Source organism: Saccharopolyspora sp. NPDC045839, from assembly GCF_056431645.1.
The window spans coordinates 67,064-79,588 of the sequence record NZ_JBWKKH010000011.1 but is presented as its reverse complement, the minus strand read 5'-3'; the positions used below and the strand labels follow the sequence as shown (position 1 = coordinate 79,588).

Genomic DNA, 12,525 nt, shown 5'->3' with positions numbered 1-12,525 from the left:
CATCGGTGCCGCTGATCAATTGAACCGCCGACCCACCCCGACCTAACGTAGTTAGCGAAGCAAATAAAAGCCGGGACAGCTCCCCTTTCCCACCTGGAGCGGCGATGATGATGAATTCCGCACCGAGCACCGAAGTCAGGTCCGGCCCGCTGGCCGGCGTCCGCGTGATCGACATGGCCACCGTGGTGATGGGCCCCTACGCCGCGCAGATCCTCGGCGACCTCGGCGCCGACGTGATCAAGATCGAGTCACCGAAGGACACCGCGCGCTTCGGCAACCTGCACCGCACGCCGGGCATGACGCCGCTGGCCCTCAACGTCAACCGCAACAAGCGCAGCGTCAAGCTCGACCTCAAGGACGACGCCGACCGGGAACGCGCGCTGGAGCTGATCGGCAGCGCCGACATCCTGATCACCAACATGCGGATCGGCGCCCTGCGCCGCCTGGGCATGGACTACGAGAGCCTCGCCGCCGCCAACCCGCAGCTGATCTACGCGCACGCGCAGGGCTTCCGCCCCGACTCCGACCGCGCCGACCTCGCCGCCTACGACGAGACGGTGCAGGCGGCTTCCGGGCTGCTGGACGTGGCGCAGCGCGCCGGCGACATCGGCGAACCGGTGGTGCTGCCGAGCATCTTCGCCGACAAGGTCGCGGCGCTGACCATCGCCTACTCGGCGCTCGCGGCGCTGGTGCACCAGCGGGCCACCGGACGGGGCCAGCTGGTCGAGGTGCCGATGGCCGACACGCTGCTGGCGTTCAACCTCGTCGAGCACCTGCAGGGCCGCACCTTCGAGCCGCCGATGGGCCCGACCGGGTTCGCGCTGTCGATGAACAAGGGCCACCGGGCGCGCCCCACCAAGGACGGCCTGGCCATGATCATCCCCTACTCCCCGCAGAACTTCCGCGACCTGTTCTGCGCCGCCGGGCGGCCCGACCTCGCCGAGGACCCGCGGGTCAACGGCGAGTTCGTCGACGCCCGCCGCGACGGCGAGGCGATCTCCGAACTGGTCGAGTCGGTCACCCCGAGCCTGACCACCGAGGAGTGGATCGAGGTGTGCACCAAGCACAGCATCCCGGTCGGCCCGGTGCTCCGGCTCGACGAGGCGGCCGACGACCCGTACGTCCGCGAAGGGCACCTGCTGGACGTCGCCGAGCACCCCAGCGAGGGCAGCTACCGCGTCGTCGGGGTGCCGATGAACTTCTCCGCGACGCCGGCCTCGGTCCGCAGGCACGCCCCGCTGCCCGGCCAGCACACCGACGAGGTCCTCGCCGAACTCGACGCGCGGAGGCTCGCATGACCGCCCCGAACACCGCGGTGCAGACCGAAACCGTCGGCTCCGCGCTCGTGATCACCATCAACCGCCCGGCGGCGCGCAACGCCATCGACGCCGCCGCGGCCCACGGCATCGCGGCCGCCATCGACGAGCTCGACGCCAACCCCGACCTGCGCGTCGGCGTGCTGACCGGCGCGGCCGGCACGTTCAGCGCGGGCATGGACCTCAAGGCCGCCGCGCGCGGCGAGTCGCCCACCGCGCCGGGCAAGGGCTTCGGCGGCCTCACCGAGGCCGAGACCGGCAAGCCGCTGATCGCCGCGGTCGAGGGCTACGCCATGGGCGGCGGGTTCGAGCTGGCGCTGGCCTGCGACCTGGTGGTCGCCGCCGAGGGCGCGCGGTTCGCGCTGCCCGAGGTAAAGCGCGGGCTGATCGCCGGTGGCGGCGGCGTGATCCGGCTGCCGAAGCGGATCCCGCACCACCTGGCAATGGAACTGCTGCTCACCGGCCGCGCCATCGACGCGGCGCGGGCCCGCGACCTCGGCCTGGTCAACCGGCTGGTGGCCGACGGCGAGGCGGTCCCGGCCGCGCTGGAGCTCGCCGCCGAGGTCACCGCGAACGCGCCGCTGGCGCTGGCCGCGGTCAAGAACGTCGTCCGGCTCGCCGACGGCATCTCGGACGCCGAGGCGTTCACGTTGCAGCGCAACGAAACCCGCGCCCTCCGGGAGTCCGCGGACTTCGCCGAAGGAGTCCGGGCGTTCACCGAGAAGCGCACTCCGAAGTGGACGGGACGTTGAACCGCGAACAGATCCTGCACGGCCTCAACACGCCGCTGACCAACCCGGCCTACGCACCGGCCGTGGCGCGGTTCACCGACCGCGAGTACCTCAACATCGTCTACCGCACCGATCCCGAGGCGCTGCGGGCGGTGGTCCCGGAGCCGCTGGAGTTCAGCGAACCGCTGGTGCGCTTCGAAATCATGAAGATGGGCGACGTCACCTCGTTCGGTCCGTACGTCGAGGCCGGGCAGGCGATCCCGGTGCGCCTCGGCGACGAGCACGGCGAATACCTGCACGCCATGTACCTCGACAACTTCCCGGCCACCGCTGCCGGTCGCGAGGCCAGCGCCTTCCCGAAGGTGATGGGCAGCCCGACGCTGTACGTCGACAACGCCGCGCTGGTGGGCACCCTGGACTACGGCACGCTGCGGGTCGCGACCGCGACGATGGGCTACAAGCACCACCCGCTGGACCTCGACGAGGCCAAGGCGCAGATCACGACGCCCAGCTACATGCTCAAGATCGTGCCCGGCTACGACCACCGGCCGCGCGTGTGCGAGCTGGTGCGCAGCCAGATCACCGACGTCGTGGTGAAGCAGGCCTACACCGGCCCGGCCCGGCTGCAGCTGTTCGGGCACGTGCTCGCGCCGGTGGCGGACCTGCCGGTGCGCGAGATCGTCTCGGCGAGCCACATCCTCACCGACCTCACCCTGGGCGACATCGAACCCGTCCACGACTACCTGGCCTGACCGGGAGGACATCATGCATCCACAGTGGACGAAGGTGGCGGTCGTCGGGGCCGGGACCATCGGCCTGTCCTGGGCGGCGCTGTTCGCCTCGCGCGGCATCGAGGTGCGCATCAGCGATCCGCGCGATGACCTCGCCGACGTGGTGCGCGACGCGATGCCAATGCTGGCCGCGAGCATTCCCGGCGCCGACGCCGACGACCTGCTCGGCCGCATCCGGCTCACCAGCGACCTCGCCGAGGCCGTCGCGGATGCCGAGCTGGTGCAGGAGAACGGCCCGGAGCGGCTGGAGTTCAAGCAGCGGCTGTTCGCCGGCATCGCCCGCCTCGCGCCGGAGAACGCGGTGCTCGCGTCCTCCAGCTCCGGCATCATCGCCTCGGCGATCGCCGCCGGACTGCCCGACGAGGTGGCCGCCCGGCTGCTCGTCGCCCACCCCTTCAACCCGCCGCAGGTGGTGCCGCTGGTCGAGATCGTGCCCGGCGAGCGCACGGCGGAGCCGGTCGTGGCGGCCGCGATCGAGTTCTACCGGGCGCTGGGCAAGACCCCGGTGCGGCTGCACAAGGAGATCCCCGGCTTCGTCGCCAACCGGATGCAGAGCGCGATCATGCAGGAGTCGATCTTCCTGGTGCAGGACGGAGTCGTCCGCGCCGACGAGCTCGACGAGGTGATGAAGGCGTCGCTCGGCGGCCGCTACGCGGCGGTCGGCCCGTTCGAGAGCTTCCACCTCGGCGGCGGCCCCGGCGGGATCCGGCACATGATGGCCCACCTCGGCGTGGGCATGGCGGAACGCAGGAAGGACCTCGGCCACCCGGAGCTGACGCCGGAGACGATCGCCGCCGTCGCCGACCAGACCGAAGTGGCCTACGGCGCAGGACCCGAGGCGTACCGGGAGCGCTCCGAACTGCGCGACCGCAAGCAGAACGCGCTCAACACCGCCCTGCACAACATCCGGAAGAACTGACTGCCCGCGCAGCACGCGCCCCCACCGAACCGCAATTTCCATTGAAATCGAAGGTTCGATTTCAATGGAAATTGCGGGAGAACACCGGGCTGGCGGCGGAGTCGCGAGGTTCCGCCCCCTCCCCCGCCACTACGCAAGTCATCCGTACACCTCTAAGGACCGAGACAATGCCCAAGCCCGCCAATGCAAATCCCGACTTCTTCGGCTTCTACGACCTGCTGAGCGAGTCCGAGCGAGCCGAGCTCGCCGAGATCCGCGCCTACCTGGAGCGCGAGATCAAGCCGCTGGCCAACGCCGCATGGGACAAGGCCGAGTTCCCGTTCGAGGTCGTCGAGAAGTTCGCCAAGCTCCAGCTGGCCGGCTACCAGTACCCCGAGTACGGCGACGGGAAGCCGCGCAGCCCGCTGTTCACCGGGTTCCTCAGCCTGGAGCTGAACCGGATCGACCCGTCCCTGGCGGTGTTCTCGGGTGTCCACACCGGACTGGCGATGGGCAGCATCTACAACGGCGGCGACCAGGAGCAGCGGGATCGCTGGATCCCGGACATGGCCGACATGACCAAGATCGGCGCGTTCGCGCTGACCGAGCCCGAGGGCGGCTCGGACGTCGCCGGCGGCATGCGCACCACCGCGCGCCGCGACGGGGGACAGTGGGTGCTCAACGGCGCGAAGCGCTGGATCGGCAACGGCACGTTCGCCGACCTCGTCGTGGTGTGGGCGCGCGACGAAGCCGACGACCAGGTCAAGGGGTTCGTCGTCGAGAAGGGCACGCCCGGCTTCACCGCCACCAAGATCGAGGGCAAGATCGCGCTGCGCACCGTGCAGAACGCCGACATCGTGCTCGACGACGCCCGCATCCCGGAGGCCAACCGGCTGCAGAACATCAACAGCTTCCGGGACACCGCCAAGGTGCTCGCCAAGACCCGCGGCGGCGTGGCGTGGCAGGCGCTGGGCGTGGCGGTCCGCGCCTACGAGCTGGCCCGCGAGTACGCGGTGCAGCGAGTGCAGTTCGGCAGGCCGATCGGCGGATTCCAGATGATCCAGGACCTGCTGGTGAAGATGCTCGGCAACGTCACCGCGATGTTCGGCATCGTGGTGCGCCTCAACGAGCTGGTCGCGCAGGGCCGCGGCGGCGCGGAGCAGGCGGCGCTGGCCAAGGCGTTCACCACCACGAAGATGCGCGAGGTGGTGGCCTGGGCACGAGAGCTGTTCGGCGGCAACGGAATCGTGCTCGACTACGAGGTCGCGAAGTTCTTCTCCGACGCGGAAGCGGTCTACTCCTTCGAGGGCTCCCGCGAGATGAACACCCTGATCGTCGGCAAGTCCATCACCGGCCTCAGCGCCTTCGCCTGATCGGCTCCTGTCCCGTGAGTGCTTCGGGGTGCCATAGCGCCCCAAAGCACTCACGGGTGCCTACTTCCGCAGCGGGCAGAGCTCGTCGACGACCTTGACGAACCATCCCGCAGCTCCACATCGCTCCCCACCGAAATCCGGCCGCCAAGCCAGCCGGGGCCACAGTAGTGCGGCTCGCCGGATGGACGCGGCCGAATGCGCTCATCCTCGTTCGCGCCCGAACCGGACCAGCGCCAGCACGGCGGCGGCACCGACGAGGGAGACGACGCCGGTGAGGACGGCGACGTGGTTCCAGCCGGACAGCCGGGCGGCGATGTCGTCGTGCGGGGCGGCGGCGAGGACACCGACGACGGTGACCCCGATCGAGGCGCCGACGTAGCGGATGGTGTTGTTCATCCCGACCCCCACCGCGGCCCGGTCGGGCGGAACGGTCGCCGTGGCCTGCCGCCCCAGACCGGCGTTGAGCACGCCGGTGGCGACGCCTGCCACGAGCAGGCCGGGGATCAGCTGGCCAGCGGTCGAATCCGCGCCGAGCCCGGTGAGCATCAGCAGCCCGACACCCGTGGCCGCGAGCCCGATCGCCAACTGCGCTGTGCCGGTCAGCCGCGCGACGAGCCGGCGGCTGACCACGGCCGAAACGGCGCTGGTGCCGGACCACAGCCCGAGCAGGGCGCCGGCTTCCAGGGTGCTCATCCCCATGCTGGTGACGAGGAAGGTGCAGGCGAACGACATCAGTGCGATCACACCGGCGCCGGTGACCGCGGCCGCCAGCGTGGCCGCCGCGAAGTCACCTCGGCGGAACAGCACGAACTCCACCATCGGCGACCGGCCCCGGAGCTGGCTGATGGCGAAAGCCGTCAACGCGACCGCCGCAACACCGGCGCAGAGCAGTGCCGGCCGGAGTCCGCCCTGGCGCACTTCGACCAGCGCGACCAGCAGCAGCCCCAGCCCGCCGGTCATCAGCGCGGCGCCGAGCAGGTCCAGGCTCCGGCCCGGGATCACCGCCGTCTCGGGGAAGCACCACCGCGAGGCGATGGCGATGCTCACGCCGACCGCGGCCAGCAGCCAGTACGGCGCGCTCCACAGGCCCGCGAGATCGAACAAGCCGGTCATCAGCGGGCCGAGGGCGATGCCGAGGCCCATGCTCGCGCCCCACCAGCTGGCCGCCGCCGAGTGGGCTCGGGCGTCGCTGTTCACCGCGGCGACGAGCCCCAATCCGGTAGCGATGACACCGGCCGCGCCAACGCCTTCGACGAGCCGCCCGATGACGAATTGCGTCGCCGTGGCCGAGGTGGCGCACACCGCGGAGCCGACCGCGAACACGTACGCGCCGAGTTCGAAGACCCGGCGGCGGCCGGACTGGTCGGCCAGCGCGCCCGCGGCCAGCAGGCTCACCGCGAGGCCGGTGCTCATCGAGCTCAGGATCCACATGGTGGCTCCCGGTCCGGCGGCCAGCGCGCCGGTGAGCGTCGCCGCGTTCCCCAGCGGACCCGAGTAGGCCAGCATCGCCCCGAACGTGCTCAGCGACGTCAGGACGAGAGCCGCCGTGAACGACCTGCTCGCACCGCCGGTGCGCCGGGTCGTGGCATCGCGAAGACTTAGTCTGTTCACCAGACCATGCTCGCACGGCGATGGTCTGGTGAACAGACCGCACCGCGGTACAATCGATGCCGTGGCACTCGGAACCGGATACGACCAGCAAGGCTGCTTCCTCGCCCGCGCGCTGGAAGTGGTCGGCGAGCGCTGGACCCTCCTGATCCTGCGCGACTGCTTCTACGGCGTGCGCCGCTTCACGGACCTGCGCGAGCACCTCGACATCTCCCGAGCCGTGCTCACCGACCGGCTCGACACCCTGGTCGAGGCGGGCGTGCTGACCCGGGCCGATGCGGGCGGACACCCGGAGTACCTGCTCACGGAGGCGGGCCGGGCGCTGTGGCCGGCGATCTTCGCCCTGTCCAAGTGGGGCGAGCGGTACACCAGCGGGCCGCATCCAGCCCGGATCTTCAGCCACGCGGCATGCGACGCCGACCTCGACGAATCCGGCCGATGCCCCGCGTGCGGCCAGCACCCGGACCCCGACGACCTCGTCGTCCGCCCCGGCCCCGGAACGAACGCGATGCACCGCAGCGACCGCGTAGCCCGAGCCCTGCAGAACCCCCACCGAATGCTGACCCCGATCGGCACCACAACCGACTGACCGGCCAGGGTGCCGGGTCGACGCGAACCGAACCGGGCCTGCCGCGCGACGGCGGCGAGGTCACCACCGATTGACCACTGTGGACATGGCCCGCTCGACCAGGTCGCGCCGTCGAGCGAATGCCCCATCACCGCACGCAGAACTCGTCGCCCTCCGCTCTGGTCATCGCCGACGTGTCACGTGCGGATCGGCTGGTGGACGCATTGTTGTCGGTACCCCGTGGTTGGGTACGCCGATGATCGTCCGCCCAGCGCGAGGAGGCATCCGCCTGATGACCGAAGTCGATGCGACACCGGATCCGCGGCCGAACCTGAGTGCCGCGCTCGACCAGACCGAACACCAGATCAACGCGATCGGGAACGCAGACCTGGGCCTGCCCACACCGTGTGCCGAGTACGACGTGCGGACACTGCTGGCTCACCTCGTCGCTGTCCTGCGCAAGCTCACGTCCCTCGGCAACGGCGAAGGCATGAGCCACGTGAAAGATCCGGCCGACGACCACACCGACCACTGGGGTGACACGTTTCGCAGCGCTCGTGCCGACCTCGAACAGGTCTGGACGCCCGACTCGGCACTCGGCAAGAGCTACACCCTGGCCTGGGCAACGCTGACCGGGCATGAGCTGCTCGAGGCGTACACGCACGAATTCACCGTCCACGCCTGGGATCTCTCCCGAGCCACCGGCCGGGGCAACGACCTCGACCCGGTCCTGGCCGAGGCCGCCCTCGACTGGTTCGCCCGCAACCTCACGGCGGAGGACCGCAGCGAGGGGGGACCGTTCGCACCGGCCGTGGCGGTCGCCGCCGACGCCGACGTGTACCTCCGGCTCGCCGCTTATGTCGGCCGACCGGTGTAGATGTTGAGGAGCGGCCCCAGGGTTGCACCTGGCCCCCGAAAAAGTGTCACAACTGGGGTATTGCCTCGGGATCACGCGGGACGATGCAGTAGCCGCTGGGTTCGTCCACCTCGCGCCTCAAGGCGGCCCCCGCCGCCTTGAGGCGCTCGACGTGCCGCCGGGTGCCACCCCTTCCCGAATCGCTCGTAGGCCTCGACCGCGACCTTCCAGCGCTGCGCCCCTCAGTCGACGACCTCGACACCCGCCCGTCACTCGATGCCGGCGGCGTCCATGCCGCGGATCTCCTTCTTCAGGTCGTGGATCTCGTCGCGCAGCCGCGCCGCCAGCTCGAACTGCAGCTCGCGGGCCGCGTTCATCATCTGGTCGTTGAGCTGCTGCACCAGGTCCGCCAGCTCCGCGCGCGGCATCGACTTGATGTCGCGATCCTCCAGCAGCCCGGCGCTGGCCACCGACTCCCCGGTCGGCTTCTTGCCGCGCGAGACGTTGCGGCCGGAACCGCCGACCGCCACCGACTCCTCGGTGTCCTCGGACTCGGAGTACACCCGGTCCAGGATGTCGGCGATCTTCTTGCGCAGCGGCTGCGGGTCGATGCCGTGCTCTTCGTTGTAGGCCATCTGCTTGGCGCGCCGCCGGTTGGTCTCGTCGATGGCGTGCCGCATCGAGTCGGTGATCCGGTCCGCGTACATGTGCACCTGGCCCGACACGTTCCGGGCCGCACGGCCGATCGTCTGCACCAGGCTGGTGCCGGAGCGCAGGAAGCCCTCCTTGTCGGCGTCCAGGATCGAAACCAGCGAGACCTCCGGCAGGTCCAGGCCCTCGCGCAGCAGGTTGATGCCGATCAGCACGTCGTACTCGCCCAGGCGCAGCTGCCGCAGCAGCTCGACCCGCCGCAGCGTGTCCACCTCGGAGTGCAGGTACCGCACCCGGATGCCCAGTTCGAGCAGGTAGTCGGTGAGGTCCTCGGCCATCTTCTTGGTCAGCGTGGTGACCAGCACCCGCTCGTCGCGCTCGGCGCGCTCCCTGATCTCGTGCACCAGGTCGTCGATCTGGCCCTCGGTGGGCTTGACGATCACCTCGGGGTCGATCAGCCCGGTCGGGCGGATCACCTGCTCCACGAACTCGCCGCCGGCCTGCGCCATCTCGTACGGGCCCGGCGTCGCCGACAGGTACATCGCCTGGCCGATCCGGTCGGAGAACTCCTCGAAGGTCAGCGGCCGGTTGTCCAGCGCGCTGGGCAGCCGGAAGCCGTGCTCGACCAGGGTCCGCTTGCGGGACGCGTCGCCCTCGTACATGCCGCCGATCTGCGGCACCGTGTAGTGCGACTCGTCGATGACCAGCAGGAAGTCGTCCGGGAAGTAGTCGATCAGCGTCGCCGGCGCCGACCCGGCGGGGCGGTCGTCGATGTGCCGGGAGTAGTTCTCGATACCGGAGCAGAACCCGACCTGGCGCATCATCTCGATGTCGTACTGGGTGCGCATCCGCAGCCGCTGGGCCTCCAGCAGCTTGTTCTGCTTCTCCAGCAGGCCCAGCTGCTCCTCCAGCTCGGCCTCGATGCTCTGGATGGCCTTCTCCATCCGGTCCGGGCCGGCCACGTAGTGCGTCGCCGGGAAGATCCGCAGGTCGCGCACCTCGCGCACGACCTCGCCGGTCAACGGGTGCAGGTAGTGCAGCCGGTCGATCTCGTCGCCGAAGAACTCCACGCGCACCGCGAGCTCCTCGTAGGCCGGGATGATCTCCACGGTGTCGCCGCGCACCCGGAACGTGCCGCGGGCGAACGCGATGTCGTTGCGGGTGTACTGGACGTCCACCAGCGCGCGCAGGAACACGTCGCGGTCGATCTCACCACCGACCTCGAGCGGAATGGCCCGGTCCAGGTACGACTGCGGGGTGCCCAGGCCGTAGATGCAGGACACCGACGAGACCACCACGCAGTCGCGGCGGCTGAGCAGGTTCGACGTGGCGGAGTGGCGCAGCCGCTCGACGTCCTCGTTGATCGACGAGTCCTTCTCGATGTAGGTGTCGGTCTGCGGGACGTAGGCCTCGGGCTGGTAGTAGTCGTAGTAGCTGACGAAGTACTCGACGGCGTTGTCCGGGAAGAAGCCGCGCAGCTCGTTGGCCATCTGGGCGGCCAGCGTCTTGTTCGGCTCCAGCACCAGGGTGGGCCGCTGGATGCGCTCGATCAGCCAGGCCGTGGTCGCCGACTTGCCCGTACCGGTTGCCCCGAGCAGCACGACGTCCTTCTCGCCGGAGTTGATCCGGCGCTCCAGGTCGGCGATCGCCTGCGGCTGGTCGCCGGCGGGCTGGTAGTCACTGACCATGCGGAACCGGCCGTCGGCCCGCGGGATGTCGCTGACCGGCCGGAACTCGGAACGGGCCAGTACGGGGTGCTCAGTCGCGAATGCCACGACAACCAATGTACGAGCCCACCCCGACATAGTGTCGCGTCACGGGGTGCTCAAACGGCCACCAGGGCAGATAATGGATTGCGTCACCCCAGTGCAGGAGGTGGTGTGATGTCGGGCAGCGCACCGATCGCTGGGCATCCGGATCTCACCGAGATGCGCCTGCGCTACGAGCGGGCGGCGGAAACTCCGACCGCTCAGGTGGCGGACGGCTTCACCGTGCTCGGTGGCCTGTTCGTCGCATTGTCGCCGTGGATCACCGGCTTTCACGCAATGACGCCGTCGTTGACGCTGAACAACCTGGTCACCGGTCTGACCGCGACCGTTCTCGGGCTCTCGTTCGCGGCCGCCTACCACCGCACGCACGGCATCGCCTGGACCGTACCGGTGCTGGGTGCGTGGACGATCGTGGCCGTATTCATCATGAGCGGCACCGCCATCATGACCAGCAGCGTGCTGTGCAACGTGATCGGCGGAGCGGTCCTGATCCTCGCGGGTTTGGGCACGATGGCTCCGGCCTACGCCACCCGCGCGACGACCTGACCCCGACCGATCGGAGGTGAGGGCACACAAGTGGTGAAGGAATAGCGGGCGCGACGACCTTCGGACGTCGCGCCCGCCCGCATACAGTGGCAGGGTGACCACGCAGCGCGAGATCGCCGAACAGCTCGGCCTGCCCGTTCACCCGCCGAAGGTCGAGGTCTTCGACCTCGTGGCGAACACCAACACCGACCCCAAGGGCCACGTGCGCCCCGTGACGCACTACGCGCGCGAGCCCTTCGGCCTCTACCTGGCCCGTCCGATGCCCGGGCATCCCCGCATCGCCGCCCTCGAATCCTGGCTGCTTCCCTCGCTGGGGCTGCGCGTGACCCGCTGGTACTGGCATCCGGGCCACGAAGGCGACGTGGACTTCTACATCGACGTGGCGGACGTCGAGCCGGGCGAACGGCAGTGGCGGACCGTCGACCACTACCTGGACATCGTGGTGCGGGAGGGGCGCGCGGCGGAACTGCTGGACATCGATGAATTCGTGATCGCGGTGCGCGCGGAACTGCTCGATCCGGAAACCGCGGAACGCGCGATGCGCCGCGCCTGCGCCGCCGTCGACGGCCTCGCGAGGCACGGGTACGACCTGTCGAAGTGGTTGCGCGACAACGGAATCGAGCTGTCGTGGCGTGGGCAACCCACCCAAGATCCCGTACCGGACCAGCGGACGCTACCGCCATCCCGGTGATGGTCCCACCACGCACCGAATCGATATTCGACGAGCTCCGAAAAGTTACGTTAAAAACTGGTGCTGTCGATCTTTGAACGCTGATTTCCCGTTACTGTCTGACGCCGTGAGCGCTGCGATTTCACCCCAACTGGTTGAAGTTATCGACGTCTTCAGCTCGCAGCGTAGGCAGTCGTCCGGTGTCGTCGCGCCGCTGGAGGTCTGCCACGTCGAGCGCTGGGGACTCTCGGTGGAATGCCCGACACCGGACGCGGCGGACCACGCCGCCGAGATCACCTGGCTGCTGCCCGACCTCGGGCTGCGGCTGACCCGCTACCGCCCGCGCCGCAGGCACTCCCGCCGCGGGCCGAGCCTGCTCACCGCGGTCCACATCGAGCGCGAAACCCGGTCGTGGACGACCACCGACCTGTTGCTGGGCCTGGAGGTCGGAGAGCACGGTCGGCCGCGGATCACGCGTGCGGCCGAGTTCGCCGCCGCTGTCGACAACGGCCTGATCCGGCTCAGCGAAGCCGACTACGCGCTGCGCACGGTGCACCGCACGCTCGACGAGGTGACCCGCCACCGGGACATCAACCAGTGGCTGGCCCACCGGGGCATCTTCGACATCTGGTAACCGAACCGGGCACGCGCGGATCCGGGGCGCCCGGTCGGGGGGGTTTTGGGGGGGGGGAGGGAGGGGGGGGGGGGGGGGGGGGGGGGGGGGGGGGGGGGGGGGGGGGGGGGGGGA

At 69.9% G+C, this 12,525-nt stretch carries 12 protein-coding genes; 10 read left to right on the top strand and 2 right to left on the bottom strand.

Annotated features, from left to right (window positions below; genetic code table 11):
* Positions 1 to 104 precede the first annotated feature (104 nt).
* The 5 genes from AC07EQ_RS17765 (at position 105) to AC07EQ_RS17745 (ending at position 5,109) form a co-directional block, all read left to right on the top strand.
* Complete coding sequence (locus AC07EQ_RS17765; protein ID WP_478389003.1) at positions 105 to 1,298, top strand: CaiB/BaiF CoA transferase family protein; 1,194 nt, start codon at positions 105 to 107, stop codon at positions 1,296 to 1,298.
* Positions 1,295 to 2,068 (top strand): crotonase/enoyl-CoA hydratase family protein, encoded by a 774-nt coding sequence (locus tag AC07EQ_RS17760; protein WP_478389002.1) that lies wholly within the window; start codon positions 1,295 to 1,297, stop codon positions 2,066 to 2,068. The genes AC07EQ_RS17765 and AC07EQ_RS17760 overlap by 4 nt, the downstream gene beginning before the upstream one ends.
* On the top strand, positions 2,065 to 2,799 hold the full coding sequence (locus tag AC07EQ_RS17755) for an acetoacetate decarboxylase (RefSeq protein WP_478389151.1): 735 nt from the start codon (positions 2,065 to 2,067) through the stop codon (positions 2,797 to 2,799). Before AC07EQ_RS17760 ends, AC07EQ_RS17755 begins: the two co-directional genes overlap by 4 nt.
* A 13-nt stretch (positions 2,800 to 2,812) precedes the next feature.
* Entirely contained in the window at positions 2,813 to 3,757 is a 945-nt protein-coding gene (locus AC07EQ_RS17750; RefSeq protein WP_478389001.1) for a 3-hydroxyacyl-CoA dehydrogenase NAD-binding domain-containing protein, read from the top strand.
* Positions 3,758 to 3,924: 167 nt separating this feature from the next.
* Complete coding sequence (locus AC07EQ_RS17745; RefSeq protein WP_478389000.1) at positions 3,925 to 5,109, top strand: acyl-CoA dehydrogenase family protein; 1,185 nt, start codon at positions 3,925 to 3,927, stop codon at positions 5,107 to 5,109.
* 201 nt (positions 5,110 to 5,310) lie between these two features.
* Here the strand turns inward: AC07EQ_RS17745 and AC07EQ_RS17740 are convergent, their stop codons facing one another.
* Positions 5,311 to 6,720 carry an MFS transporter gene (locus AC07EQ_RS17740; RefSeq protein WP_478388999.1) on the bottom strand — a complete coding sequence of 470 codons (1,410 nt, stop codon included), beginning with the start codon at positions 6,718 to 6,720 and terminating at the stop codon, positions 5,311 to 5,313.
* 61 nt (positions 6,721 to 6,781) lie between these two features.
* Here AC07EQ_RS17740 and AC07EQ_RS17735 point away from each other — a divergent pair, with 61 nt between their 5' ends.
* On the top strand, positions 6,782 to 7,306 hold the full coding sequence (locus tag AC07EQ_RS17735; protein ID WP_478388998.1) for a winged helix-turn-helix transcriptional regulator: 525 nt from the start codon (positions 6,782 to 6,784) through the stop codon (positions 7,304 to 7,306).
* Positions 7,307 to 7,577: 271 nt separating this feature from the next.
* Positions 7,578 to 8,162, top strand: coding sequence for a TIGR03086 family metal-binding protein (locus tag AC07EQ_RS17730; RefSeq protein WP_478388997.1), 585 nt, complete (start codon positions 7,578 to 7,580; stop codon positions 8,160 to 8,162).
* 248 nt (positions 8,163 to 8,410) lie between these two features.
* Here AC07EQ_RS17730 and uvrB read toward each other — a convergent pair whose 3' ends face one another.
* Positions 8,411 to 10,567, bottom strand: coding sequence for an excinuclease ABC subunit UvrB (uvrB, locus tag AC07EQ_RS17725; RefSeq protein ID WP_478388996.1), 2,157 nt, complete (start codon positions 10,565 to 10,567; stop codon positions 8,411 to 8,413).
* Positions 10,568 to 10,675: 108 nt separating this feature from the next.
* On the opposite strand from uvrB, the gene AC07EQ_RS17720 reads away from it, so the two are divergent.
* The 3 genes from AC07EQ_RS17720 (at position 10,676) to AC07EQ_RS17710 (ending at position 12,411) form a co-directional block, all read left to right on the top strand.
* Positions 10,676 to 11,107, top strand: a complete 432-nt coding sequence (locus tag AC07EQ_RS17720) for an SPW repeat protein (RefSeq protein WP_478388995.1) — start codon at positions 10,676 to 10,678, stop codon at positions 11,105 to 11,107.
* Between the two features lie 94 nt (positions 11,108 to 11,201).
* Positions 11,202 to 11,798, top strand: a complete 597-nt coding sequence (locus AC07EQ_RS17715) for a ribonuclease FAU-1 family protein (protein WP_478388994.1) — start codon at positions 11,202 to 11,204, stop codon at positions 11,796 to 11,798.
* 106 nt (positions 11,799 to 11,904) lie between these two features.
* A complete protein-coding gene (locus tag AC07EQ_RS17710; RefSeq protein ID WP_235883697.1) occupies positions 11,905 to 12,411 on the top strand; it encodes a DUF402 domain-containing protein in 507 nt (168 codons plus the stop codon).
* Positions 12,412 to 12,525 lie beyond the last annotated feature (114 nt).

Coding starts and splice junctions, on each gene's coding strand:
- AC07EQ_RS17765 (WP_478389003.1), top strand. CDS start 105: ATGATGATGAATTCCGCACCGAGCACCGAAGTCAGGTCCGGCCCGCTG.
- AC07EQ_RS17760 (WP_478389002.1), top strand. CDS start 1,295: ATGACCGCCCCGAACACCGCGGTGCAGACCGAAACCGTCGGCTCCGCG.
- AC07EQ_RS17750 (WP_478389001.1), top strand. CDS start 2,813: ATGCATCCACAGTGGACGAAGGTGGCGGTCGTCGGGGCCGGGACCATC.
- AC07EQ_RS17745 (WP_478389000.1), top strand. CDS start 3,925: ATGCCCAAGCCCGCCAATGCAAATCCCGACTTCTTCGGCTTCTACGAC.
- AC07EQ_RS17730 (WP_478388997.1), top strand. CDS start 7,578: ATGACCGAAGTCGATGCGACACCGGATCCGCGGCCGAACCTGAGTGCC.
- AC07EQ_RS17720 (WP_478388995.1), top strand. CDS start 10,676: ATGTCGGGCAGCGCACCGATCGCTGGGCATCCGGATCTCACCGAGATG.